General features: G+C 64.0%; 19 protein-coding genes and 1 pseudogene. 12 read left to right on the forward strand and 8 right to left on the reverse strand.

The genetic code is table 11. The annotated features are described in order from the left end of the window. Window positions 1-17: 17 nt before the first annotated feature. The gene (locus tag QM748_RS08500) at window positions 18-785 is read right to left on the reverse strand and encodes an ABC transporter ATP-binding protein (protein ID WP_415246552.1); all 768 of its coding nucleotides are present in this window, start codon (window positions 783-785) and stop codon (window positions 18-20) included. A 286-nt stretch (window positions 786-1071) separates the two neighbouring features. Beyond that, the gene (gene ppk2 / locus QM748_RS08505; RefSeq protein WP_415246553.1) at window positions 1072-2013 is read right to left on the reverse strand and encodes a polyphosphate kinase 2; all 942 of its coding nucleotides are present in this window, start codon (window positions 2011-2013) and stop codon (window positions 1072-1074) included. A 176-nt stretch (window positions 2014-2189) separates the two neighbouring features. On the opposite strand from ppk2, the pseudogene QM748_RS08510 reads away from it, so the two are divergent. From QM748_RS08510 to QM748_RS08540, 7 genes and pseudogenes are all read left to right on the forward strand, one after another. Further along, window positions 2190-3011: pseudogene (locus tag QM748_RS08510) on the forward strand (type I restriction-modification system subunit M); the annotation flags it as partial. A 148-nt stretch (window positions 3012-3159) separates the two neighbouring features. Continuing rightward, entirely contained in the window at window positions 3160-4032 is an 873-nt protein-coding gene (locus QM748_RS08515) for an HsdM family class I SAM-dependent methyltransferase (protein ID WP_415248042.1), read from the forward strand. After that, on the forward strand, window positions 4029-5936 hold the full coding sequence (locus QM748_RS08520; RefSeq protein WP_415248043.1) for an ATP-binding protein: 1908 nt from the start codon (window positions 4029-4031) through the stop codon (window positions 5934-5936). The genes QM748_RS08515 and QM748_RS08520 overlap by 4 nt, the downstream gene beginning before the upstream one ends. Continuing rightward, window positions 5933-7258, forward strand: a complete 1326-nt coding sequence (locus tag QM748_RS08525) for a restriction endonuclease subunit S (RefSeq protein WP_415246554.1) — start codon at window positions 5933-5935, stop codon at window positions 7256-7258. Before QM748_RS08520 ends, QM748_RS08525 begins: the two co-directional genes overlap by 4 nt. Before the next feature lie 144 nt (window positions 7259-7402). Next, window positions 7403-7795, forward strand: coding sequence for a YggL family protein (locus QM748_RS08530; RefSeq protein ID WP_415246555.1), 393 nt, complete (start codon window positions 7403-7405; stop codon window positions 7793-7795). 112 nt (window positions 7796-7907) lie between these two features. Further along, window positions 7908-8672, forward strand: coding sequence for a hypothetical protein (locus QM748_RS08535; protein ID WP_415246556.1), 765 nt, complete (start codon window positions 7908-7910; stop codon window positions 8670-8672). Between the two features lie 122 nt (window positions 8673-8794). Next, window positions 8795-11929 (forward strand): type I restriction endonuclease subunit R, encoded by a 3135-nt coding sequence (locus QM748_RS08540; RefSeq protein ID WP_415246557.1) that lies wholly within the window; start codon window positions 8795-8797, stop codon window positions 11927-11929. 164 nt (window positions 11930-12093) lie between these two features. On the opposite strand, the gene htpG is transcribed toward QM748_RS08540, so the two are convergent. The 3 genes from htpG to greB form a co-directional block, all read right to left on the reverse strand. Then, on the reverse strand, window positions 12094-14025 hold the full coding sequence (htpG, locus tag QM748_RS08545; protein ID WP_415246558.1) for a molecular chaperone HtpG: 1932 nt from the start codon (window positions 14023-14025) through the stop codon (window positions 12094-12096). Window positions 14026-14117: 92 nt separating this feature from the next. Next, window positions 14118-15749, reverse strand: a complete 1632-nt coding sequence (locus QM748_RS08550; protein ID WP_415246559.1) for a methyl-accepting chemotaxis protein — start codon at window positions 15747-15749, stop codon at window positions 14118-14120. Between the two features lie 257 nt (window positions 15750-16006). Beyond that, a complete protein-coding gene (greB, locus tag QM748_RS08555) occupies window positions 16007-16564 on the reverse strand; it encodes a transcription elongation factor GreB (RefSeq protein WP_415246560.1) in 558 nt (185 codons plus the stop codon). A gap of 176 nt (window positions 16565-16740) precedes the next feature. Here greB and QM748_RS08560 point away from each other — a divergent pair, with 176 nt between their 5' ends. From QM748_RS08560 to QM748_RS08570, 3 genes are all read left to right on the forward strand, one after another. Beyond that, window positions 16741-16956 (forward strand): YdcH family protein, encoded by a 216-nt coding sequence (locus QM748_RS08560; protein WP_415246561.1) that lies wholly within the window; start codon window positions 16741-16743, stop codon window positions 16954-16956. A gap of 59 nt (window positions 16957-17015) precedes the next feature. Continuing rightward, window positions 17016-17810, forward strand: a complete 795-nt coding sequence (locus tag QM748_RS08565) for an alpha/beta fold hydrolase (RefSeq protein ID WP_415246562.1) — start codon at window positions 17016-17018, stop codon at window positions 17808-17810. A 61-nt stretch (window positions 17811-17871) separates the two neighbouring features. Beyond that, window positions 17872-18663, forward strand: a complete 792-nt coding sequence (locus QM748_RS08570; RefSeq protein ID WP_415246563.1) for a DUF2189 domain-containing protein — start codon at window positions 17872-17874, stop codon at window positions 18661-18663. Window positions 18664-18696: 33 nt separating this feature from the next. On the opposite strand, the gene QM748_RS08575 is transcribed toward QM748_RS08570, so the two are convergent. Then, window positions 18697-19551 carry an endonuclease/exonuclease/phosphatase family protein gene (locus QM748_RS08575; RefSeq protein ID WP_415246564.1) on the reverse strand — a complete coding sequence of 285 codons (855 nt, stop codon included), beginning with the start codon at window positions 19549-19551 and terminating at the stop codon, window positions 18697-18699. Window positions 19552-19690: 139 nt separating this feature from the next. Here QM748_RS08575 and QM748_RS08580 point away from each other — a divergent pair, with 139 nt between their 5' ends. Together QM748_RS08580 and QM748_RS08585 are read left to right on the forward strand one after the other, a co-directional pair. Next, window positions 19691-19942 carry an HDOD domain-containing protein gene (locus QM748_RS08580; protein ID WP_415246565.1) on the forward strand — a complete coding sequence of 84 codons (252 nt, stop codon included), beginning with the start codon at window positions 19691-19693 and terminating at the stop codon, window positions 19940-19942. Continuing rightward, window positions 19869-20546, forward strand: a complete 678-nt coding sequence (locus QM748_RS08585; protein ID WP_415246566.1) for an HDOD domain-containing protein — start codon at window positions 19869-19871, stop codon at window positions 20544-20546. The genes QM748_RS08580 and QM748_RS08585 overlap by 74 nt, the downstream gene beginning before the upstream one ends. Before the next feature lie 51 nt (window positions 20547-20597). On the opposite strand, the gene QM748_RS08590 is transcribed toward QM748_RS08585, so the two are convergent. Both QM748_RS08590 and QM748_RS08595 read right to left on the reverse strand, forming a co-directional pair. Then, complete coding sequence (locus tag QM748_RS08590; protein ID WP_415246567.1) at window positions 20598-22109, reverse strand: aldehyde dehydrogenase family protein; 1512 nt, start codon at window positions 22107-22109, stop codon at window positions 20598-20600. Window positions 22110-22143: 34 nt separating this feature from the next. Further along, window positions 22144-24219, reverse strand: a complete 2076-nt coding sequence (locus QM748_RS08595; protein ID WP_415246568.1) for a PQQ-dependent dehydrogenase, methanol/ethanol family — start codon at window positions 24217-24219, stop codon at window positions 22144-22146. Between the last annotated feature and the right edge of the window lie 7 nt (window positions 24220-24226).

Genomic DNA, 24226 nt, shown 5'->3' on the forward strand with positions numbered 1-24226 from the left:
TCTGCGTTCGCAACGGATCAGTGGTGGGCATCGTTGATGTCCTCGGAGCCCACATAGGCTTCGAGCACCTTCGGATTCTTCGACACCTCGGCATAAGGCCCTTCGGCCAGGATGCTGCCGCGGGTGAGCACGGTGATGCGGTCGCACAGGTTGGAGACCACCGACAGGTTGTGCTCCACCATCAGGATGGTCCGGTTGGCCGATACCTTGCGGATCAGGTCGACCACACGCGCAATGTCCTCGCTGCCCATGCCCTGGGTGGGCTCGTCAAGCAGCATCATCTTGGGCTCGAGCGCCAGCGTGGTGGCGATCTCCAGCGCACGCTTGCGGCCGTAGGGCATCTCGGCCGTCACCGTGTCGGCAAAGCCGGCCAGGTCGACCGATTCGAGCAATTCCATCGCCCGGTCGTCGAGCACGCTGAGCGACTTCTTCGAGCGCCAGAAGTGGAACTCCGTGCCCAGCGAGCGCTGCAGGCCGATGCGCACGTTCTCGAGCACCGTCAGGTTCGGGAAGGTCGCCGAGATCTGGAACGAGCGCACCATGCCGCGCCGCGCGGTGGCCACCGGCGCCTCGCGGGTGATGTCCTGGCCTTCGAACAGGATCGTGCCCGAGGTCGGCGGCAGGAATTTGGTCAGCAGGTTGAAGACCGTGGTCTTGCCCGCGCCATTGGGGCCGATCAGGGCGTGGATATGCCCCTTCTGCACTTTCAGGTCGACATTCGACACGGCGACGAAGCCCTTGAACTCCTTCGTCAGGCCGCTCGTTTCGAGGATGAACTCGCTCATGTTCCGTTCCGGGAGGCCGCCGCCGCGACTGTCGCGGGGGCGTGTTTGTTCTTGCGCATCAGCTTATATCTTTTTTTTATAGTTCGGCAATTTTCCTTCAGGCGCCCACCCAGGCAAGCGTCGTTTACCCCGATTGCGTACCGCCTGCGCCGGGCAGCGGCACACCACCCCTGCACGAGCCATGTACCGCCGCCACGGCCAGCAGGGCTCCACAAAAGCAAAACGCCTTGCTGATGACAGGCATCAGCAAGGCGCCAGCTTCGAACATTGCGGCTCAAGCATCCGGTCAGTAGCGCTCCGGCACGTACATTTCCGCGGGCACGGGATGGCGGATGTAGTCCGGGTTATAGACGCGCGGCGGCAGCTTGACCTCGGGATATGGAATGGCCTCGTAGGGAATCTGCCCCAGCAAATGGTTGATGCAGTTCAGCCGCGCCTTCTTCTTGTCCACCGCCTGCACCACCCACCACGGCGCCTCGGGGATGTGCGTCCGCTCGATCATGGTTTCCTTGGCCTTGGTGTAGGCTTCCCAGCGGCGGCGCGACTCCACGTCCATCGGGCTCAGCTTCCACTGCTTCAGCGGGTCGTGGATGCGAGCCAGGAAACGCGCCTCCTGCTCGTCGTCGGTGATCGAGAACCAGTACTTGATCAGGCGGATGCCCGAACGCACCAGCATGCGCTCGAATTCCGGCACCGAGCGGAAGAATTCCTCGTACTGGTCCTCGTCGCAGAAGCCCATCACGCGCTCGACGCCGGCGCGGTTGTACCAGCTGCGGTCGAACAGCACGATCTCGCCGCCGGCGGGCAGGTGCGTCACGTAGCGCTGGAAATACCATTGCGTGCGCTCGCGGTCGTTGGGCGCAGGCAGCGCAGCCACTCGGCACACGCGCGGATTCAGGCGCTGGGTGATGCGCTTGATCACACCGCCCTTGCCCGCCGAATCACGGCCTTCGAAGATCACGACCACCTTCTCGCCGCTGCGCTGCACCCAGTCCTGCAACTTGACCAGTTCACCCTGCAGGCGCAGCAGTTCACGGAAATAGGTCCGCCGGCCCAGTTCGCCCGCCGGCGCATCGTCGTCGATGCCCAGGGCTTCGAGCACGCTGGCGTCGCCCAGGCGCATGTCGTCGATTTCCTGTTCGAGCTCTTCGTCGTAGCTGTCGAGGACGTCGAGCCCGATGCTGCGCAGGACTTGTTCATTGCGGTTGAAATCGGCGCGGTCTTCCATGGTTGGTGTCCGTATGCAGGAAGGCAGCAGGCTACAAGGCGATTGTGTCGGTTGTGTGACGCAGCCCCGCCTTCTTCACCGCCAGAACCCCCGTAAAATCAGCAATGAAGAAACCCTCGCTCCGGTCCATGCCCGTCAAATACGCATGCCGGACCGCTCAAGACACCCGGAACCACATGAACCACCAAACCCTGTCGTCCTTCATCTGGTCAGTGGCCGACCTGCTGCGCGGCGACTACAAGCAAAGCGAATACGGCCGCGTCATCCTGCCCTTCACCGTGCTGCGGCGGCTGGACTGCGTGCTCGAAGCCACCAAGCCCGCGGTGCTGGCCGAGTTCGAAGCCAAGACCCGCGCCGGCCTGAACCCCGACCCCTTCCTGCTGCGCAAGGCGGGCCAGAGCTTCTACAACACCTCACCGCTGGACCTGGGCAAGCTGCTCGGCGACCAGGACCACATCCGCCAGAACCTCTACGCCTACATCCAGGCTTTCTCGCCGGCGGCGCGCGACATCTTCGAGCGCTTCGACTTCCACACCCAGGTCGAGCGCCTGGCCAAGGCCAACCTGCTCTACCTCGTCACCGAGAAGTTCGCCAACATCGACCTCCACCCCGAAGTGGTCGACAACGCCAGCATGGGCCTGGTGTTCGAGGAACTGATCCGCAAGTTCGCCGAAATCTCCAACGAAACTGCCGGCGAGCACTTCACCCCGCGCGAAGTCATCCGCCTGATGGTGAACCTGCTGTTCATCGAGGACGACGACGTGCTCACCCCCGGCAACGCCGTGGTGCGCACCATCTACGACCCCACCGCGGGCACCGGCGGCATGCTGTCGGTGGCCGGCGAGCACCTGCAGCAGCACAACCCGCAGGCGCGGCTGACCATGTACGGCCAGGAACTCAACGACGAGTCCTACGCCATCTGCAAGGCCGACATGCTGATCAAGGGCCAGGACGTCGCCAACATCGTCGCCGGCAACACCCTCAGCGACGACGGCCACGCCCAACGCAAGTTCGACTACATGCTCTCCAACCCGCCCTTCGGCGTGGAATGGAAGAAGGTCGAAGAAGGCGGTACGCCAGGAACACGAACAGAAAGGCTTCGACGGCCGCTTCGGCCCTGGCCTGCCGCGCGTATCCGACGGCTCGATGCTGTTCCTGATGCACCTGCTGTCCAAGATGCGCCCGGCGCAAGACGGAGGCAGCCGCTTCGGCATCGTGCTCAACGGCTCGCCGCTCTTCACCGGCGGCGCCGGCAGCGGCGAAAGCGAAATCCGCCGCTACGTGCTGGAAAACGACCTGGTGGAAGCCATCATCGGCCTGCCCGCCGACATGTTCTACAACACCGGCATCGCCACCTACGTCTGGATCCTGTCCAACAGGAAACCCGCCGCCCGCCGGGGCTTCGTCCAGCTCATCGACGCCAGCGGCTTCTGGCAGAAATTGCGCAAGAGCCTGGGCTCCAAGCGCAAGGAAATGAGCGACGCCCACATCGCCACCGTCACCCGGCTGTTCGGCGACTTCACCGAAGCCGAATGGATCACCGTGCTCGACGCCGCCGGCCAGCCCGTGGGCGAACCCCAGCTCATCACCGAGGCCGACACCCCGCCGCCCGCCCTCGAAGGCGGCCGGCTCAAGCGCGTGCCGGTCGCACGCATCTTCCGCAACGAGGAATTCGGCTACACCACCATCACCGTCGAACGCCCCCTGCGCGACGAAGCCGGCAACGTGGTGCTGAGCCTCAAGGGCAAGCAGAAAGGCAAACCCCAGCCCGACAGTGCCCTGCGCGACACCGAAAACGTGCCGCTCGCCGAAGACATCGGCGAGTACTTCCGCCGCGAAGTGCTGCCTCACGCGCCCGACGCCTGGATCGACGAGGCCAGAAGCAAGGTCGGCTACGAAATCCCGTTCAACCGCCACTTCTACGTCTTCGAGCCGCCGCGCAGCCTGCACGTGATCGACGAGGAACTGAAGGCGGTGTCGGCCAACATCATGCGGATGCTGGGAGAACTGGCGGAATGACGGACTACCTACACATCCTCAACACGCTGGACGAGAACGAGCGCCTGGAAGCCAAGCGCGGCAGCGAGATCGGCCCCTCCGTGCTGGAAACCATTTGCGCCTTCGCCAACGAACCCGGTTTGCAGGGCGGCATCTTGTTGCTGGGCATCGTGCGTGACGAAGCCGACCCGCAGTCCGCCTATGTGGCAGAAGGCGTGGCGCAGCCCGATGCCCTGGGTGCCAGCCTCGCCACCCAATGCCGCGAGCAGTTCAACCTGCCGGTGCGCGTACACATCGCCAGCGAACAGATCAACAGCAAGACCGTGCTGGTCGTCACCGTGCCCGAGGCGCAGCCCGGCGACAAACCCGTCTTCATCAAATCACGCGGCCTGCCCAGGGGCGCATTCCGTCGCGTGGGCAGCACCGACCAGCAATGCACCGAAGACGACCTGCTGGCCCTGTACCAGGCGCGGCAGATCGAAGCCTTCGACACCACCGTGATGCCCGACGCCACGCTGGCCGACCTGGCCCCCGAAGCCATCGACGACTACCGCAAAACACGCGCCAGCGCCAACCCCGACGCCGAGGAACTGCGCTGGAGCGACGAAGACCTGCTCGAATCGCTGGGCTGCGCCCGCCGCAGTAAAGACAGCAACGGCGCATTGCAGCCCACCCTTGCAGGCGTGCTGCTGTTCGGCAAACAGCAGGCGCTGCGCCGCCTGCTGCCCACGACGCGCGTGGACTACATCCGCGTGCCCGGCAAAGACTGGATACCCGACCCCGAGCGCCGCTTCGACTCGCTGGAAATCCGCGACTACCTGTTCCGCGCCATCCGCCGCGCCCTGGCCGCCGTGCTGGACGACCTGCCCAACGCCTTCGCCCTGGCCGAAGGCGACGCCCAGCGCACCGACACCCCGCCCATCCCCCAGCGCGTGCTGCGCGAAGGCATCGTCAACGCGCTGATGCACCGCAGCTACCGCAGCCACGCGCCCATCCAGATCATTCGCTATTCCAACCGCATCGAAATCCGCAACCCCGGCCACTCGCTCAAACCGCCGGAACACCTGGGCGAACCCGGCTCGGTGCCGCGCAACCCGCGCATCGCCGCCGTGCTGCTGGACACCAAATTCGCCGAAGCCAAAGGCAGCGGCATCCGCGTGATGCGCGAAATGATGGTGGCCGCCGGGCTGGAACCGCCGCTGTTCGAGTCCCAGCGCGGCAACGACAGTTTTGTGACCCGCTACTACTTTCAGCACTTTCTCAATGAAGAAGCCGTGCAATGGCTGAGCCGCTTGCGCGGCCTGCAACTGAGCGACGAAGAAGCCCGTGCACTCGTGGCCGTGCGCGAGCAGGGGGCCATCGACAACGCCATGTACCGCGAACTGAACCGCGTGGACACCCTGACCGCCAGCCAAGCCCTGCGGCGGCTGCGCGATGCCGGGCTGCTGGAGCAAAAAGGGCGCGGCGCGGCCACCTACTATGTGCCGACGGCGTGGCTGCTGGCGAAAGACGAGGCGGCGGGGGGCTTATCCAGTAAGCCTGATGGCGGCTTATCTAGCAAGCTAGGAGGCTTATCATACCAGTCTGAGGGTTTATCTAGCAGGGTCGAGGGCTTATCTAGTAAGGCTGAAGGCTTATCTAGTAACCCCTTGTGGCAGGCATTGCCACCCGGCTTGCAGGCCCAAGTTGCCGCCTTGGGGCAACGCGCCTCACGTGATCAAGTCCATGACGCGCTGATTGCCTTGTGCAGACACCGCTCCTGGCAAGCGGTTGAGCTGGGCATTTTGTTCGGGCGCAACCCCGCCTATCTGAGCACGCAATACCTGCGCCCGCTGGTTCATGCGGGTGTGCTGGCCTACACCATGCCGGACATGCCCAGCCATCCGCATCAAGCGTATCGGGCTGTGGAAGGAGAAAAGGCATGAGTTTGCCGAGGTATGGGGGGTACAAGGACAGCGGGGTGAAGTGGCTTGGAGATTTACCAAACCACTGGCAAATCGTTCCACTTTGGACGCTTTTCCGGCGCACAAAGCGAACCGGATTTGATGGCGAGCAGTTATTGTCTGTTTATCGCGATCATGGCGTTGTGCCGAAGGCCAGCCGTGATGACAACAACAATAAGCCATCTGACGATCTCTCTGTTTATCAATTGGTTGAGCAGGGCGACCTTGCTATCAACAAGATGAAGGCATGGCAAGGCTCTGTTGCCATCTCGGAATACCGAGGCATCGTCAGTCCTGCGTATTTCATTTATGAAGCGACGCATGGTGAAGATTCCCGTTTTCTGCATTACCTGCTTCGGTCTGCACGCTACATCACCGGCTATCTCTCCATATCCAAGGGCATTCGCGTCAATCAATGGGATTTGGAGCCTCAGTACCACTCTCGCATGCCCGTGCTGCTGCCGCCAAAGGACGAACAAACCGCCATCGCCACCTTCCTCGACCACGAAACCGCCAAAATCGACGCGCTGATTGCCGAGCAGGAAAAACTCATTGCCCTGCTGGCCGAAAAGCGCCAGGCCACCATCTCCCACGCCGTCACCAAAGGGCTCAACCCCAACGCCCCGATGAAGGATTCCGGTGTGGCGTGGCTGGGGGAAGTACCGGAGCATTGGGGGGTGACAAGGTTGAAATTCGTAGCCAATGTCCAGACAGGGATTGCCAAAGGCAAAGATGTTGCTGGCAAGGAAACGATCACAGTGCCATATCTCAGGGTCGCTAATGTCCAAGATGGATTTCTTGCGTTGAACGATGTTGCGACGCTGGATATAGAACCAGATCAGTTGAATAGATACCGCTTACTTCCGGGCGATGTCCTCATGAATGAAGGTGGCGACTTTGACAAACTAGGTCGAGGTGCTATATGGCATGGTGAAATTACTGATTGCATCCATCAGAACCATGTTTTTGCAGTCCGCCCCTATGCTGTTCATTCGGAATGGCTGAATCAAATTACTAGCGCGGATTACGCGCAGTTTTACTTCATGGGGCGTTCTAAACAAAGTACGAATCTAGCCTCGATCTCTTCATCGAACATCATGGAGCTACCAGTGCTGTTTCCACCAGATGAAGAGCAGACGTTAATCTTGAGATTCCTTCATGCAGAGATGGAAAAGCTCGATTCTTTGAGAAAAGAAGCGTTGTGTGCTGTTGATTTGCTCAGAGAACGCCGCTCTGCCCTTATCACCGCCGCCGTCACCGGCCAGATCGACGTCCGCAACGTAGTCCAAGAGATTCCCGCATGAGCGATATCCAGCTTTTCCGGCTCCAGAACGACACCGCCACCGAACTGACCGCCTCGGCGGCGCTGCTGGAGCGGACATACCAGGAGGGGTGAGCTTTCATCTCCTCACCACACCACCGATAAACACACTGGACTCGGAGAAAGAATGTCCACTTCACCCTCCCGAAGAAAGCAGTCACGCTGGAACCGCCGCCAGCGCAAGAAGCACCATGCAGGCGAGTTTCAGGAACTCAGCTTTTCGTTCTGGTTGCGCTTTGAACCGGCATTGACGGAAGACCAACTGGATGCCTTCATTGACGCAGCCATCGACATGTTCGAAGCCAACGACCTCTATATCGGCGGGCTGGGCGGCAGCGCACCGACCTTGTTGACCAGTGGGATCGTCGTCGCCGGCAAAGGCTCCGTCACCGAAGCGCAACGCCAGACCGTGCTGGCCTGGATGCAGGCATGGCCGGGAACGGCACAGGTCAAGGCGACCGAGTTGCGGGATGTCTGGTACGGGGATTTCGACGACTTCGATACTGAAGACGCCACTTGAGTTCTATCAACAGGCTGTCTTGGGCTTCCAGCAAGGGCATCTTCGGCCTAAGACAGCAGCCGCTCCCTTATGAGACTTGACGTTCACCACATATATTAATGAGACTTAGTCGATGAAGTGGAAGGTAGAACTGCGAAACATCTCAGGGGATAGACGACTACTTGCGGACGTTCTAAGTAAGCTGTCAATCACTCTGATCGGCGATAATCAAGACACCTACTTCACGGGCACAGTTTTGGACCGCCTTGAGACCCCCTCAGATGTACGCAAGTACGCTTCGAGGCTACAACTTATCGTCCATCATGCATCCACCTATGAGCCTCGTATCAATCTTGGCTTCAAGATAGGTTGCATAATGGAAACAATGCCTTGCGGCCCCGATAAACAGCACTACTTCCTGAAGATCCGTGACGCTGTTCATACACAATATGTCACAAGGGCCGCACTGACCGTAACGCCCGACGAAAGTATTTCAGTAGAAGAGCGCCAGCTCATGAAAGAGCAATGCGCTGAACGGGAATATCAGGAACGTCGTCTTATTGCGGCAAATCGGATTGTCTCTGCGGCAATTGACAACCGAGCGTATACAGCTCAAAGGCTACTGGCTGGAGATCTATTGCCATTGTCTCTTGGGCATATTGCAGATCTCATCAAAGATGATCTTGGCTCGCGAATAACTGACCTTGCATCAAATAATGAGTGGAAGCGATTTTATCGATCCATCAATCATCCAGATGTTTTTGGCGAAAACGCCAGACACATTGTTTCAAAAGATGATCCACCGCCAAACCCCATGACATTGTCCGAAGCGCGTAATTTCATTCACAGGGTCACGGAAAAATGGCTGGCAGCCAAAACTGCCTCAATGGGCGTGTAAAAGTGATGCGTTTACGCCCGGCATTCTGGTCAAACCCAACTCTCGACTGTTCGTGAGGGAAAGCACGCACGATCTTACCAACAATCACACGCCTGCAAACTAAAACACCTGATATCTCTGCCATGAGCCTTCACCACGAACACCACTTCGAAGCCGAAATCTGCACCCATCTCGCAGCCAACGGCTGGCTCTACGCCGAAGGCGACTCTGCCCTGTTCGACCGCGGCACCGGCCTGTTCCTGCCCGACCTGCTGGCCTGGATGGAAGCAACCCAGCCCGAGAGCCTGCAAGGCCTCACCAAAACCCACGGCACCGCCCTGCCCCGGGTGCTGGCCGAGCGCGTGCGCAAGAACCTGAACGAGCGCGGCACGCTGGACGTGCTGCGGCGCGGCGTGGAAATGGTGGGCCTGCGCGAACCGCTGGTGCTGGCGCAGTTCAAGCCGGCGCTGGCGATCAACCCGGCCATACAGGTGCGCTATGCCGCCAACCGGCTGCGGGTGCTGCGGCAGGTGTGCCACTCGCCGAACAAGCCGAAGGATGCGCTGGATCTGGTGTTGTTCCTCAACGGCATCGCGGTGGCGACAGCCGAGTTGAAGTCCGACTTCACGCAGAGCGTGTTCGATGCGGTGGATCAGTACCGCTTCGACCGTCACCCGCAGCCGAAAGGCGGCGTGATGGAACCGCTGCTGGGTTTTCCCGGCGGAGCGCTGGTGCATTTCGCGGTGAGCCAGTCGGAAGTGATGATGACGACGCGGCTGGCCGGCCCGGCCACCACTTTCCTGCCCTTCAACCGCGGCAATGCCGGCGGTGCCGGTAACGCACCGAATCCGGACGGTTTCGCCACCGCCTATCTGTGGGAGGAAGTATGGGCGCGCGATAGCTGGCTGGACATCCTGCACCGTTATCTGATTGGCAAGCGCAACGACAGGAAGCAGCTCGAACGCGTGATCTTTCCGCGCTACCACCAGCTCGACGCCACCCGCAGACTGGTGGCGGACGTGCTCGCGAGTGCCAACGCCGGCAGTCCCGGCCGGCGCTACCTGATCCAGCATTCGGCCGGTTCGGGCAAGACCAATTCCATTGCCTGGAGCGCGCACTTCCTCGCCGACCTGCACGACGCCGGACACAACAAGCTGTTCGACAGCGTGCTCGTCGTCTCCGACCGCAATGTGCTGGATGCGCAGTTGCAGGAAGCCATCTTCGACTTCGAGCGCACCACTGGCGTGGTGGCCAGCATCACCGGCGAGCACGACAGCAAGAGCGCCCAGCTTTCGCAGGCGCTGAAGGACGGCAAGAAGATCATCGTCTGCACCATCCAGACCTTTCCGTTCGCGTTGCAGACGGTGCAGGAACTGGCGGCCACCGAAGGCAAGCACTTTGCGGTGATCGCCGACGAGGCGCACAGTTCGCAGAGCGGCGAGGCGGCGGCCAAGCTCAAGCAGTTGCTGTCGGTCCAGGAATGGGCCGAGTTGCAGGACGGCGGCGAAGTCGATACCGAGGCGCTGCTGGCGGCACAGATGGAGGCCCGCGCCGGCGCCAATGCCGGACTGACCTACGTCGCCTTCACCGCCACGCCCAAGGCCAAGACGCTGGAGCTGTTCGGCCGCCCCGGCGCGGACGGCCTGCCGGAGCCCTTCCACGTCTATTCGATGCGCCAGGCCATCGAGGAAGGTTTCATCCTCGACGTGCTGCGGAATTACACCAGCTACAAGCTGGCCTTCAAGCTGGCGCACGACGGCCAGGAGTACGACGACAAGCAGGTCGAACGCAGCACGGCAATGAAGGGCATCATGCAGTGGGTGCGGCTGCACCCGTACAACATCGCCAGCAAGGTGCAGATCGTCGTCGAGCACTATCGCGAAAACGTGCAGCCGCTGCTGGCAGGGCGCGCCAAGGCGATGGTGGTGGTGGGCAGCCGCAAGGAGGCGGTGCGCTGGCAGAAGGCCATCCGCGCCTACATCGCCCGGCGCAACTACCCGCTGGGCGTGCTGGTGGCATTCTCGGGCGAGGTGAATGACGCCGAGAGCTATCCGCAGGCGGTGAGCGAGACGAGCAGCGAACTGAACCCCGGCCTGAAGGGGCGCGACATCCGCGAGGTGTTCAAGGAGCCCGACCACCACCTGCTGCTGGTGGCCAACAAGTTCCAGACCGGCTTCGACCAGCCGCTGCTGTGCGGCATGTATGTGGACAAGATGCTGGGCGGCATCCAGGCGGTGCAGACGCTGTCGCGGCTGAACCGTGCCCATCCGGGCAAGGACACGACCTACATCCTCGACTTCGTCAACGAAGCCGGCGACATCCTGAAGGCTTTCCAGACTTACTACGAAACCGCCGAACTGGAAGCCACGACCGACCCAAACCGGGTCTACGACCTGCGCGCCAAGCTCGATGCGACCGGCTGGTACGACGAGTTCGAGGTGGATCGCGTGGCCAAGGTCGATCTGGACCCGCAGGGCACGCAGAAACAGCTCGACGCCGCCATCGCCCCGGTGGCCGACCGCCTGCTCAAGCGCTACAAGGCCGCGCAGCAAGACAAGACCGCTGCCGACGAGAAAGGCGACATCCAGGCCGCCAAGGCTGCCCAGGACATGCTCGACGCCCTGTTGCTGTTCAAGAACGACATGGGCGCCTTCGTACGCCTGTATGCCTTCCTGAGCCAGATTTTCGATTACGGCAACACCGGCATCGAGAAGCGCTTCCTGTTCTTCAAGCGCCTCATCCCGCTGCTGGAATTCGGCCGCGAGCGCGACACCGTGGACCTGAGCAAGGTCGTGCTGACTCACCACACACTGAAGAACCGCGGCACCCAGCCGATGGCGCTGGACCAGGACGGCCGCTACCCGCTGCCGCCGATGGACGCGGTCGGCAGCGGCTCGGTGCAGGAAAAGCAGCAGGCCTATCTGGCGGAAATCATCCAGAAGGTGAACGGCCTGTTCGAAGGCGAACTGACCGACGACGACCAGCTCGTCTACGTGAATGGGGTGCTCAAGGGCAAGCTGCTGGAAAACGACACCCTGGTGCAACAGGCCGCCAGCAACAGCAAGGAACAGTTCGCCAACTCACCCGACCTGAAGGACGCCCTGCTGCACGCCATCATGGATGCGCTGGAGGCGCACCAGACCATGAGCACGCAGGCGCTGGGGTCGGAGCGGGTGCGCGAGGGACTGAAGGACATCCTGCTCGGGCCAGCGCAGCTTTATGAGGCATTGCGGGCTCGGTCGGGTGCGGAGCCAAGTACTCGTCAAGTGTCGCCTTGAAGGCAACGATCGTCGCCTTATGGGCAACACTTTGGACGCCTTCGATCTGCTGTTTTCCGCCAACCGCCAGCATGAACCGGCGGATCCGGGCAGAAAAAAAGCGGCGAGGCCCAAACCCCGCCGTTTCTGCATCTACCTAGCCGCTATGGCCTATCGGCTGCAGCTCACTTCCCGCTCATCGCCATCATCAACTGATTGATGCGCTTGACGAAGGTCGCCGGGTCGTCGAGCGTGCCGCCTTCGGCCAGCAGGGCCTGGTCGAACAGCACCGCGGCCCAGTCGTCGAAGTTCCTGTCTTCGTACTTCAGGCGCAGCACCGCCGGGTGGCTGGGGTTGATCTCGAGGATCGGCTTCGACGCCGGCGCCTCCTGGCCGGCCGCCTTCAGGATGCGGGCCAGGTTCATGCCCAGGTCGTGCTCATCGGCCACCAGGCAGGCGGGCGAGTCGGTCAGGCGCAGCGTGACCTTGACGTCCTTGACGCGCTCACCCAGGCTAGCCTTCATCTTGTCGAGCAGTTCCTTGTACTCGTCGGCGGCCTTCTCGGCTTCCTTCTTCTCGGCCTCGTCTTCCAGCGCCCCCAGGTCCAGGCCGCCCTTGGCCACCGACACCAGCGGCTTGCCGTCGAACTCGCTGAGGTTGCCGGTCACCCATTCATCGACGCGGTCGGACAGCAGCAGCACTTCGATGCCCTTCTTGCGGAAGACTTCCAGGTGCGGACTGTTCCTGGCGGCATTGAAGGTTTCGGCGGTGACGTAGTAGATCTTGTCCTGGCCTTCCTTCATGCGGCCGATGTAGTCGGCAAGCGACACCACCTCGTCGGCGGTGTCGAGCCGGGTCGAGGCAAAGCGCAGCAGGCCGGCGACCTTTTCCTTGTTGGCGAAGTCCTCGCCCACGCCTTCCTTCAGCACCTTGCCGAAGGCCTTCCAGAAGCTGGCGTACTTCTCCCTGTCGGCTTCGTCCTCGCTGTTGGCGAGGCTTTCGAGCATGCTCAGCACCTTCTTCGTGCAGCCGGCGCGGATGGTGTCGATGTCCTTGGATTCCTGCAGGATCTCGCGCGACACGTTGAGCGGCAGGTCGGCCGAATCGACCACGCCGCGGATGAAGCGCAGGTAGGTCGGCATCAGCTTCTCGGCATCGTCCATGATGAAGACGCGCTTCACGTACAGCTTGATGCCGTGGCGGGCGTTGCGGTCCCACAGGTCGAAGGGGGCGTTCTTCGGCACGTAGAGCAGGTTGGTGTATTCGTGGCGGCCTTCGACACGCGAATGGGTCCATGCCAGCGGTTCGTCGAAATCGTGCGCGACGTGCTTGTAGAACGCCTTGTACTCATCGTCGCTGATGTCGTTCTTCGACCGGCTCCACAGCGCGCTGGCCTGGTTGACCGTCTCGTCCTCGTCGCTCGGCACCTGCTTGCTCTGCTCTTCGTTCCATTCCTCCTTCTTCATCACGATCGGCTGCACGATGTGGTCGGAGTATTTGCGGATCAGGCTCTTGAGTTTCCACGACGACAGCAGGTCGTCCTGGCCTTCGCGCAGGTGCAGGGTGATCTCGGTGCCGCGGGCGGGCTTGTCGATCTGCTCGACGGTGTAGGCGCCGGCTTCGTCGCCGGCCATCGAGCATTCCCACTTGACGCCCTCGCCCGCGGGCAGGCCGGCGCGACGGGTCAGCACGGTGACGCGGTCGGCGACGAGGAAGGCGGAATAGAAGCCGACGCCGAACTGGCCGATCAGGTTGGCGTCCTTCTGCTGGTCGCCGGTGAGCTTGCCGAAGAATTCGCGCGTGCCCGACTTGGCGATGGTGCCGAGATGGGCAATCGCTTCGTCGCGGCTCATGCCGATGCCGTTGTCGGCGATGGTGATGGTCTTGGCTTCGGCATCGAAGCCGATGCGGATCTTCAGTTCGGCGTCGTTCTCGTACAGCACGCCGTTGTCGAGCGCCTCGAAGCGCAGCTTGTCGCAGGCGTCCGACGCGTTCGAGACCAGCTCGCGCAGGAAGATCTCGCGGTTGGAATACAGCGAATGGATCATCAGGTGAAGCAGTTGCTTCACTTCGGCCTGGAAGTTGAGGGTCTGGGAGGCGGTTTGCGCTTCGGACATGTTGCTGAGGCTCCGTCTGGGTTATTCGAACGAAGCCCTAACTGGGGACGGGCAGGCCGGATTTCAAGCCTGCCCTTCGCATCAGCATGCGCTCACACCCTGAAACGCGCCACCATCTGGTTGAGGTCCAGCGACAACTGCTCGAGCTGCTCCACCGCCGACACCGCGGAATGCATCGAGACATTGGTGCCTTCGACCATCTGCGCGATCTGCTCGACTTCCTGCGCGACTGCCGTCGCCGCCATGCGCTGCTCGGTCGTCGCCTCCGCCACGCAGCGGATCTGGCCCAGCGCCCCGGCCGCACTTTCGGCAATCTCGCGCAGCGACTCGGTGACGTCGAGTACCAGCGCCATACCGCTCCCCACCTGCGTCGACACGCGCGACATCACGTCCACCGTCCCTTGCGTTTCCTCCTGGATGCCGGCGACATCCTGCTCGATCTGCACCGTCGCGACGCTGGTGCGCTCGGCCAGCTTGCGCACCTCGTCGGCCACCACGGCAAAGCCGCGGCCCTGCTCGCCGGCGCGCGCGGCCTCGATCGCGGCATTGAGCGCCAGCAGATTCGTCTGCGCCGCGATCTCCTTGATCACCCCGGCAATGGCACCCACTTCGTCGGTACGCCTGACCAGTTGCTGGATACGTTCCCTGGCCTCATCCACCGTGGCCGAGATCGCCTGCATCTCGCCCCGGGCATGCTCCGCCTTCGCCGCGCCCTGCCCCGCGAGATCGGCCGAATGGGTCGAGTTGCGCTCGGCGCCAAGCGCGTTCTCGGTGATCTGGCCGATGCTGACCGTCATCTCCTCGATCGCGGCGGCGATGGCGGCGGTGGCGTCCGACTGGCTTTCGGAGGCTTTCGACACCGAGCGCGACACTTCCAGAATCTCGTGCGAGTTGCCTGCCACCTGCCGCGCGCTGTGCCCGACCTCACCCATCATCCGGCGCAGCTTGTCGAGCATCGACGACAGACAGCCCAGCAGGCTGTCGCTCCCGCCCGCCACCTTCACCTCGATGCTCAGGTCGCCCTCCTCGGCACGCTGCATGATCCCGCTCGCATAGGCGGGTTCGCCGCCGAGCTGGCTCGTCAGGCTGCGGCCGACACGCCAGGCGACCAGCACCAGCACCACCAGCACGGCCACGACGATGCTGCCGAAACGCAGCGCCAGGGCGTTGAACTCGTGATCGACGTCGTCGACATAGACCCCGGTACCGACGATCCAATCCCACGGCTCGAACATCTTCACGTAGGACAGCTTGGGCTGCGGCTCGGCCTCGCCCGGACGCGGCCACCAGTAGTTGACGCTGCCCTCGCCCTGGGCATTCGCCACCCGCGCGAACTCGCGGAACAGATGCTTGCCCTTGGGGTCGGTCTCCGCCCCCATGTCCTTGCCTTCCAGTTCGGGGCGGATCGGATGCATGACGATGCGCGGCGTGCTGTCGTTCAGCCAGAAGTATTCGTTGCCGCCATAGCGCAGCGCCTTGAGCGCCGCCTTGGCAGCGGCCTGCGCCTGCTCGCGGCTCATGGCACCGGAAAGCTCCAGCCCATGGAAATGGGCAATGAGGCCGTGCGCCACCTCGACATGCCCGCGTATCGCACGATCGTAGCCAGCCTGCGTCGCCCTCCGCCCCTCAAGCAGCGCATCGCCCGCCAGCACGATCAGGCCCGCCAGCGCAATCGCCAGCACCAACATCAGCCGGCGCGCGACCGGCATCGATTTGAGCGACATGATCATCCTGCTCCTACATGAACGGTTTCCATGGCAGGGGCATCACGGCACCCGGCCCGCGCGCATTGTCGCCACGGGCAGGATGGTTTTTTCAGCCGAAAAATCAAATTTCCCTGAAAAGGCCCCGCCACCGGCACAGTTCCGCCAACTGCATCACGGTGGTCTGCTGCGACACCCACTGCCGCTCCATTTGTCGGCAGAAAATCACAAAGCTTTAGGGTCGGAAGTACCACCGCCTCGGCGCTGCCATGGCGTGCTCAGGCGTAGCGAATCTCCACGATCTCGATCTCGCGCATCCCGGCCGGACTGTGGAAGCGCACCACGTCGCCGACCCGCGCCTTCAGCACCGCGCGCGCCAGCGGGGAGATCCAGCTGATGCGGCCCTGCATGGTATCGGCCTCATCGACGCCGACGATCTGCCAAGTCTGCTCCTCATCGGTATCGAGGTCGCAGAAGGTCACCGTCGCACCGAAGAAGACCTGCTCCAGCTCCTGCTGTCGCTCCGGATCGACCACCTCGGCGCTCTCGATGCGCTTGATCAGGAAGCGGATGCGGCGATCGATCTCGCGCAGCCGCTTCTTGCCGTAGATGTAATCGCCGTTCTCGGAGCGGTCGCCGTTGCCCGCCGCCCAGGCCACGGTCTCGACCAGCTTGGGCCGCTCGATACGGACAAGCTGGTCCAGTTCGGCACGCAGCGCGTCATAGCCGCGCCGCGTCATGTAGTTCTTGCTGCCCGCCGGCAGGCGCAGCGCGGGCGCGAGTTGCTCCTCGTCATCATCCCCGCCGTCGTTTTCCTTCACGAACGCCTTGTTCACCTCGTCCTCCCTCCATGAAGCCGGCAAGCGGTGAATGATAAAGAATTGCGCCGGCAAAGGCAGTCCGGCCCGGCGCATGGTTGTCAGCGCATGGCCCTCCGCATACCATCGGCGAACCCGCCGTCCAGCCCACCCGCGCTTCTACCCGCCACGAGCGCCTTTCCTGCGGATCGACCATGAGCGACGAAACTTTCGAAGATGTCACCAGCCTGCATCGCCGGCTCGACGAACTGCGCATCGAACACCAGGACCTGGACGACGCGATCAAGCGCCTGGCCCAGCTGCCGCTCGGCGACGAACTGATGCTGCGCCGGCTGAAGAAGCGCAAGCTCATCCTCAAGGACCGCATGGCCGCCATCGAACGCCTGCTGGAGCCGGACGAGCGCGCCTGAGCCGGCGCCCGCCCTTAGCCCCTTCCCTCCTTCCTGTCCCTCTGCCCACGCCACTACCGATGAAAGAACTCGAACTCCAGGGCCAGCCCGTCGCCCTCCACGAACACACGCCCGCGAGCCATTCGGAAGCGGCCCCCTGGCTGCTCATTCATGGCGCGGGCCACGATCACGGCGTATGGAACGAAGTCGCAGCCGGGCTCGCCGCGAACGGAGAACGCGTGCTCGTCCCCGATCTGCCCGGGCACGGCGGCTCCGGCGGCAGCCCCTTGCCCGACATCGACGCCATGGCCCGCTGGGTGCTCGCCCTTGCAGGCGCGCTCGGCCACCAGCGTATCCGGCTGTGCGGCCACAGCATGGGTTCGCTGGTCGCCCTCGCCGCCACGGGCCAGGCACCGGCGCGCATCGAACGGCTGGCGCTGGTCGGCTGCAGCGTGCCGATGCCGGTTTCCTCCTTCCTGCTCGATGCCGTGCAGAACGAACCCGAGCGCGCCTTCTCGCTGATCAACAAGTTCTCGTTCGCGCCAGCCGAAACCCTCGGCGAAGCCCGCCGCGCCGAACTCGAGGCCGCCAACCTGCAGCGCATGCGCCAGCAGGGCGCACATGTCCTCGGCAGCGACCTGAACGCCTGCAATGCCTGGCAGGACGGGCTGGCCGCCGCTGCCCGAGTGGCCTGCCCCACCTTGCTGGTCAGCGGCGAACTCGATCGCATGACGCCCGCCGATGCGGTAAAACCCCTATTCGATTTGCTTGAAAAGGAGCTTTGCAATGCGCGTATGATCGTGCTTGCCGGTGCCGGCCATTCCATGATGAACGAAGCACCCGCCGGTCTGGTCGATGCCTTACGGGGGCTGTAGCCCACGACAAAACAAATATCGCGCCCCCGTCTCATCGCCGACGCCCCGACAGGAGAGAGACATGGCACGACAAAACGATCCCCTGCCCGCAAGCGGGCAGGACAATCCCGCCCTTCCCTTCCCGACCATTCGCGAGGTTTCGCCCGGCGCACCGCTGCGCTGGATCGCCCAGGGCATCGGCGATCTGAAAGCCTGCGCGATCCCCAGCCTGTTCTACGGTTTCTGCTTCGCCGGCACGGGCCTGCTGCTCACCATCACCCTCCGCCATGCCTACGAATACGTCGTGGCACTGACCTCGGGTTTCCTGATCCTCGGCCCCTTCCTTGCCATGGGCCTGTACGAAATCAGCCGCCGCCGCGAACGCGGCCAGGCCTGCGAGCTGCTGCCGACACTCACCGTATGGCGGCGCAACGCCGGCAACATCGGCTTGTTCGCAGTAGTGCTGGGTGTTCTATTCCTGCTCTGGGCACGAGCTTCGATGGTCGTCTTCGCGCTGTTCTACAACAGCGAAATGCCCGATCTTTCACATTTCGTCAGCCAGGTGCTCAGCCTGGAGAACATCGAATTTCTCGTCGCCTACTTCGGCGTCGGCATGGTCTTCGCCTTCCTTGCCTTCGCCGCCAGCGTCGTTGCCGTCCCGCTGATGCTCGACCGCAACCAGGACGCCATCAGCTCGATGCTGGCCAGCTTCTCGGCACTGCTGCGCAATCCCGGCACGATGCTGTTGTGGGCCTTCATGATCGTGCTGCTGACGCTGCTCGGCTTCCTGATGTTCCACGTCGGCCTCATCGTCATGATGCCCATCATCGGCCATGCCACCTGGCATGCCTATCGCGACCTGATCGAGCCGTGATAGACGTCCGGCCGGGCGGAATTCAGTCCTCCCTCAGTCAGCCAGTTCCAGCACCACGGGCTGGTGGTCCGAAGCTGCAGTATCGGCCAGCACCTCGACCGCTTGCACACGCGGGGCCAGATCGGCGCTGACGAAGAAAAAGTCGCAGCAAAAGGCATGGTCCGGCCAGTCGGCGCCGTGCAGGCCCACGCTCGGCGGGTGCGGCTGGCCGGACCGGCAGACCGGCCACGCATCACGCCATGCCGGCACTCCGCCGCCGATCGACGCCTGCATCGAAGCATGCTCCTCCGAACCCGGCTCGCAGTTGAAATCGCCGCACAGGATCGCCGAAGCCGGGCGCGGCCAGGCGGCAAAGCAGGCGCTTCCGCCATTCTTTGCGGGCGCCGGCGCAGCCGCCTGAACGGCGGCCTCCGCCTGCAGCGCACGCAGGGCGGCAATCTGCGCCCGCCGCTGCCGCTGCGAGTAATACTCCAGATGCGTCGTCATGAAGCGCAGCGGTCCGCTCGCCGTACCCACCACCGCCTCCACGCAGAGCCGCTGCATCGACGGCACGCTGTCGTCCGCAGGTGCCGGCAGCATGTGGCGGAACACCTGCCCCACCGGCAGGCGGGACAGCAGCAGATTTCCGAACAGCGCCCGTCCGCCTCTCGCGGCGGGAACATCGAGCGCGGCGCCGAACACCGGCGTATGGCCCTCGAACGCCGCAGCAAGGAACGCCACTTCGTCCTCGCCTCCGCCGCCCGGCAGGCCGTCGAAATTGCACGCGACCTCCTGCAGGCAGATCACGTCGAAAGGCCCGGCATCGCGGATTGCCGCCACGATCCGATCGAGATCGACCACCCCGTCGGCACCGCGGCCCCACTGTATGTTCCAGCTCAATGCTCTCATCTCGCAACCTCATAGCACCCGGGCCACCGGAATGCAAAGGGTGATTTTGCCCGCGCGCATACCCTCGATGTAAGCCTTTCGTCGACGCCGCATCTGGCCTCAATCGCGGATAATGGCCACTTGCGTCACGGAGCACCCCATGCATTCAGCACAGGAACTGGCCAGCCAGGTCGAATCCCTCACCTCGCTGCCCACCGTCTACGAGCGTATCCGCGAGCAGCTGGAATCTCCCACCGGCTCGGTATTCGAAGTCGCGCGCCTGGTGTCGGCCGACCCGGCGCTCACCGCGCGCCTGCTGCGCCTGGTCGAACAGCGCGATGTACGGCTACCGCGCCGAGATCGACAACGTGACGCATGCCGTGCAGATCCTCGGCCTGCAGCAGGTGCATGACCTGGTGCTGGCAATGTCGCTGCATGCGGTCTTCGCCGGCATCCGCCCGGCCCAGCTGGACATGAAGCGCTTCTGGCGCGACAGCGTGCTGTGCGCCCTGGCGTCGCGCACGATCACGCACCGCACCGGGCGCCCAGGCCTGGAGAGGATGTTCGTCATCGGACTGCTGGCCGACATCGGCCATCTGGTCCTGTTCCAGACCACCCCGCTGCTCGCCGACGCGGCCCGGCAAAGCGCGCTGCAGACAGGCGAGCCCCTGCATCTGGCCGAGCGCCGCAGCGTCGGCTGCGACTTTGCCGAAGTGGGCGCGGCCCTGATGGACCAATGGCGCGTTCCCGGCGCCTTCGCCGGTGCCATCGGCACCCAGACGCTGCCGAAGCTGGGCGGCGAACATGCGGGCGACGCTGCCACGCTCAACCTGGCGCGCGCCATCGTCGAAGCCGACGTGCTGGGCGAATCGAGCGCACAGACAGCGGGACGCGTCGATCCTGCGGTGTGGAAGCTGCTCGGCATCGGCCCCGAGGTGATCGCCACGATCCGCGAGGAAGCCGAGCTCAATCTGGCGGCCTGGCTGGCACTGTTCTTCCCGCCACGGCCGTACTGAAAACACCCTGCCCGCGCCCCGGCCAGGCGGCGCGGGCAGGATATGCCCGTGTCACAGGGCCATCAGCACCGACTTCAGCTCGGTGTACTGATCGAACACCGCCCGTCCCATCTCGCGGCCGATGCCCGACTGCTTGAAGCCGCCGAACGGCATCGAGTTGTCCAGCACCGTATGGCAGTTCACCCACACCGTGCCCGCCTTGATCTTCGGGATCAGCCGATGCACCCGCGTCAGGTCGTTCGACCAGATGCTCGCCGCCAGACCGTAGGGCGTGTCGTTGGCGCGGCGGGCGACCTCGTCCAGGTCGTCGTACGGCATCGCCACCACCACCGGACCGAAGATCTCCTCGCGCACCACCCGCATGTCGTCGTGCGCATCGACCAGCACCGTCGGCTTGACGAAGTAGCCCCCGCCCCCGCCCGTCTCACCGCCGACCGCGGCGCGCGCCCCTTCCTCGAAGCCGCTGCGGATGTAGCCCATCACCCGCTCCTGCTGCACCGCCGACACCAGCGGGCCGAGCTGGGTGTCGGGGTCCAGCCCGGCGCCGACCTTCATGCCGGCGGCGATGTTCGACAGCCCTTCGACCACCTGGTCGAACTTCTTCTTGTGCACGAACAGCCGCGAGCCCGCGGTGCACACCTGACCGGAGTTGAAGAAGATGCCGTGCGCCGCGCCGGCCGCCACCGCGTCGACGTCGGCGTCGTCGAGCACGATCATCGGGCTCTTGCCGCCCAGCTCGAGCGAGATGCGCGTCATGTTGTCGAGCGCGGCCTTGCCCACCAGCTTGCCGATCTCGGTCGAGCCGGTGAAGGCGAGCTTGTCGATGTGCGGGTGCGAGGACAGCGCTGCCCCGGCGACGTGGCCCAGGCCGGTGACGACGTTGAACACCCCGGCCGGGTAGCCCGCTTCCTGCACCAGCTCGGCCAGGCGCAGCGCGCTCAGCGGCGTCTCCTCGGCCGGCTTGAGCACCATCGTGCAGCCGCTGGCCAGCGCCGGCCCCATCTTCCACGCCGCCATCAGCAGCGGGAAGTTCCACGGGATGATGGCGCCGACCACGCCCACCGCCTCGCGCCGGGTGAAGCCCCAGAACTCGCGCTCGCGGATGATCGGCACCGAGGGCTGCATGGTCTCGCCGCCGATCTTGGTCGCCCAGCCCGCCATGTAGCGCAGCGAATCGACCACCAGCGCGACGTCGGCGAAGCGCGCCACCGCCACCGGCTTGCCGTTGTCCAGCGCTTCGAGCTCGGCCAGCTCCTGCGCGTTGGCCTCCACCAGCTCGGCCAGCTTCATCAGCAGGCGCTCGCGGTCGACCGCCCGCATGGCCGCCCAGTCGCCACCGTCGAAGGCCTTGCGCGCCGCGGACACCGCACGGTCGATCTCGGCCTTGCCGCCGGCCGGCACCTTCGCAAAGGCCTGGCCCGTGGCCGGGTCGAACACGTCCAGCGTCAACCCGTCGCTCGCCTCCAACCACTCCCCGCCGATCAGCATCCGTTGCCGCTTGGCCACGAAACGGCGCGTGGCCTCGGTGACCGGCATCTTCATCGTATTCACGTAATCCTGCATCGTTCGTCTCCTGTTCACCGCACTCGCTGCATCGTCACTTCGTCGGCCGGACCGCATCGGCGGTGCCGAGAATGAAGGCTTTGATCTTTTCCACCTGTTCTGCGGTCAGCTTGCCGGTGAAATCAGGCATGCCGCGCGACATGAACGGTCCCTTGAACACGAACTGGTCGAGATGGCCGATGGTTTCGGCAGTCGAGTAGCCGAGGTTGGGAATGCCGCCGCCCTTGTCCACACCCGGCACGCCGTGGCAGAAAACGCAGTTCGCCACGTACAGCCCGGTCCCTTCAGCGACGTCGTCAGGGTTGTACTTGACGCCCGACACCAGGTTGTTGAGCTGGTACTCGACGAAGGGCGGCATCTCCGCCTTGCCGCCCAGCGCGAAGGTGTACACCGTGCCCGGCGTGCGCCGCTCCGAGGCCCGCGCGAAGTTGCCGTATACCCCGCCCCAGCCCACCGCGATGGTAACGTACTGCTTGCCATCCACCTCGTAGGTCACCGGCGCGGCGATCACCCCGGTACCCATCGGCGCCGACCACAGCTCCTTGCCGTCACGCGCGTCGTAGGCCAGCAGGCGCGCGTCCGCCGTGCCCTGGAACACCACGTTGCCGGCCGTCACCAGGGTGCCGCCGTTCCACGGCGAGACGTGCTCCTTGCGCCACACTTCCTTCTGCTGCACCGGATCCCACGCGATCAGACGGCCGAAAGGCTGGCTGGTGGGCGGCTGGGTGTTGACCAGCAGGCCCAGGTTCCAGCCGATGCCGGCCATCGCCTGGCCGGGCTGGGCCTGGTTGTAGGACCAGTTCTTGTCCTCCTGCAGCACCAGCGGAACGTTCTGCGCCGGGAAGTAGGCCAGCCCCGTCTGCGGGCTGTAGGACATCGAGTGCCAGTTGTGCGCACCGAAGGGGCCGGGAATCGCATCGAAGGGCTTGTCCGGATCGCGCGCCGCCGGGTTCTCGATCGGACGGCCGTTCTTGTCGTAGCCGGTCGCCCAGTTCACCGGCACGAAGTTCTGCGCCGAGATGAACTTGCCGTCGGTACGGTTGACGACGAAGAAGAAGCCGTTCTTGGGCGCGTGCAGGATGACCTTGCGCGCTTTGCCCTCCAGCTCGATGTCGGCCAGGATCAGATCCTGGGTCGAGGTGTAGTCCCAGGTGTCCCCCGGCGTCTGCTGGTAGTGCCAGACGTACTCGCCGGTATCCGGGCGCAGCGCGACGATGGAAGCGGTGTAGAGGTTGTCGCCGCCGGCCGGGCTGCGCTTGCGGTGCGACCACGGCGAGGGGTTGCCGGTGCCGATGTACATCAGGTCCAGCTCGGCGTCGTACACCATCGAGTTCCACACCGTGCCGCCGCCGCCCGCTTCCCAGTACTTGCCGGCCGGGTCCCAGGTCTTGGCCGCAGCCGCCATCGAGGCATCCTCGAACGGCAGCGACGGATCGCCCGGCACCGCGAACCAGCGCCAGGCCTGCTCGCCGGTGTTGGCGTCGTAGGCAGTGATGTAGCCGCGCACGCCAAGCTCCGCGCCGCCGTTGCCGATGATGACCTTGCCCTTGATGACGCGCGGCGCGCCGGTGATGGTGTAGGGCTTGCTGTCGTCGATCAGGGTGTTCCTCTCCCACAGCTTCTTGCCGGTCTTGGCATAGAGGGCGATCAGCCGGCCGTCGAGCGAACCGACGAAGACCTTGCCCTCATGCACCGCCACGCCGCGGTTCACCACGTCGCAGCAGGCATCCTTGCCCTTCGCACGCGGCACTTCGGGGTCATAGGTCCACAGCCGCTCGCCGCTGCGCACGTCCAGCGCATGCACGACGCTCCAGGGTGCCGTCACGTACATCACGCCATCGACGACGATCGGCGTGGCTTCGACGCCGCGCGACGACTTCAGGTCGTAGGACCAGACCAGGCCGAGCTCCTTGGCATTGTCCGGGGTGATCTGGGTCAGGGGGCTGAAGCGCGTGCCGGCGTCGTCATAACCATGCGTGCGCCATTCGCCGCCGGCAGCGAAAGACATGGTGCTCAGAACCAGACAGCTCAGGCCCAGCAGCGTCCGTTGAATGCTCTTGCGCTTCGGGATGGCCTCCTGCCGTTGGCGCGCAAATGTCGTCGTCAACATTTTGTCT

Source organism: Thauera sp. (assembly GCF_047601425.1).
In the GTDB taxonomy this organism is placed as follows: domain Bacteria; phylum Pseudomonadota; class Gammaproteobacteria; order Burkholderiales; family Rhodocyclaceae; genus Thauera.

Excerpts from the sequence above, each read along its gene's own strand:
- QM748_RS08540 (WP_415246557.1), top strand. The coding sequence starts at position 8,795 with ATGAGCCTTCACCACGAACACCACTTCGAAGCCGAAATCTGCACCCAT.
- QM748_RS08535 (WP_415246556.1), top strand. The coding sequence starts at position 7,908 with ATGAAGTGGAAGGTAGAACTGCGAAACATCTCAGGGGATAGACGACTA.
- QM748_RS08565 (WP_415246562.1), top strand. The coding sequence starts at position 17,016 with ATGAAAGAACTCGAACTCCAGGGCCAGCCCGTCGCCCTCCACGAACAC.
- QM748_RS08560 (WP_415246561.1), top strand. The coding sequence starts at position 16,741 with ATGAGCGACGAAACTTTCGAAGATGTCACCAGCCTGCATCGCCGGCTC.
- QM748_RS08590 (WP_415246567.1), bottom strand. The coding sequence starts at position 22,109 with ATGCAGGATTACGTGAATACGATGAAGATGCCGGTCACCGAGGCCACG.
- htpG (WP_415246558.1), bottom strand. The coding sequence starts at position 14,025 with ATGTCCGAAGCGCAAACCGCCTCCCAGACCCTCAACTTCCAGGCCGAA.
- ppk2 (WP_415246553.1), bottom strand. The coding sequence starts at position 2,013 with ATGGAAGACCGCGCCGATTTCAACCGCAATGAACAAGTCCTGCGCAGC.
- QM748_RS08575 (WP_415246564.1), bottom strand. The coding sequence starts at position 19,551 with ATGAGAGCATTGAGCTGGAACATACAGTGGGGCCGCGGTGCCGACGGG.
- QM748_RS08525 (WP_415246554.1), top strand. The coding sequence starts at position 5,933 with ATGAGTTTGCCGAGGTATGGGGGGTACAAGGACAGCGGGGTGAAGTGG.
- QM748_RS08520 (WP_415248043.1), top strand. The coding sequence starts at position 4,029 with ATGACGGACTACCTACACATCCTCAACACGCTGGACGAGAACGAGCGC.
- QM748_RS08595 (WP_415246568.1), bottom strand. The coding sequence starts at position 24,219 with ATGTTGACGACGACATTTGCGCGCCAACGGCAGGAGGCCATCCCGAAG.
- QM748_RS08550 (WP_415246559.1), bottom strand. The coding sequence starts at position 15,749 with ATGTCGCTCAAATCGATGCCGGTCGCGCGCCGGCTGATGTTGGTGCTG.
- QM748_RS08580 (WP_415246565.1), top strand. The coding sequence starts at position 19,691 with ATGCATTCAGCACAGGAACTGGCCAGCCAGGTCGAATCCCTCACCTCG.
- QM748_RS08585 (WP_415246566.1), top strand. The coding sequence starts at position 19,869 with ATGTACGGCTACCGCGCCGAGATCGACAACGTGACGCATGCCGTGCAG.
- QM748_RS08570 (WP_415246563.1), top strand. The coding sequence starts at position 17,872 with ATGGCACGACAAAACGATCCCCTGCCCGCAAGCGGGCAGGACAATCCC.
- QM748_RS08500 (WP_415246552.1), bottom strand. The coding sequence starts at position 785 with ATGAGCGAGTTCATCCTCGAAACGAGCGGCCTGACGAAGGAGTTCAAG.
- QM748_RS08530 (WP_415246555.1), top strand. The coding sequence starts at position 7,403 with ATGTCCACTTCACCCTCCCGAAGAAAGCAGTCACGCTGGAACCGCCGC.
- QM748_RS08515 (WP_415248042.1), top strand. The coding sequence starts at position 3,160 with ATGCTGTTCCTGATGCACCTGCTGTCCAAGATGCGCCCGGCGCAAGAC.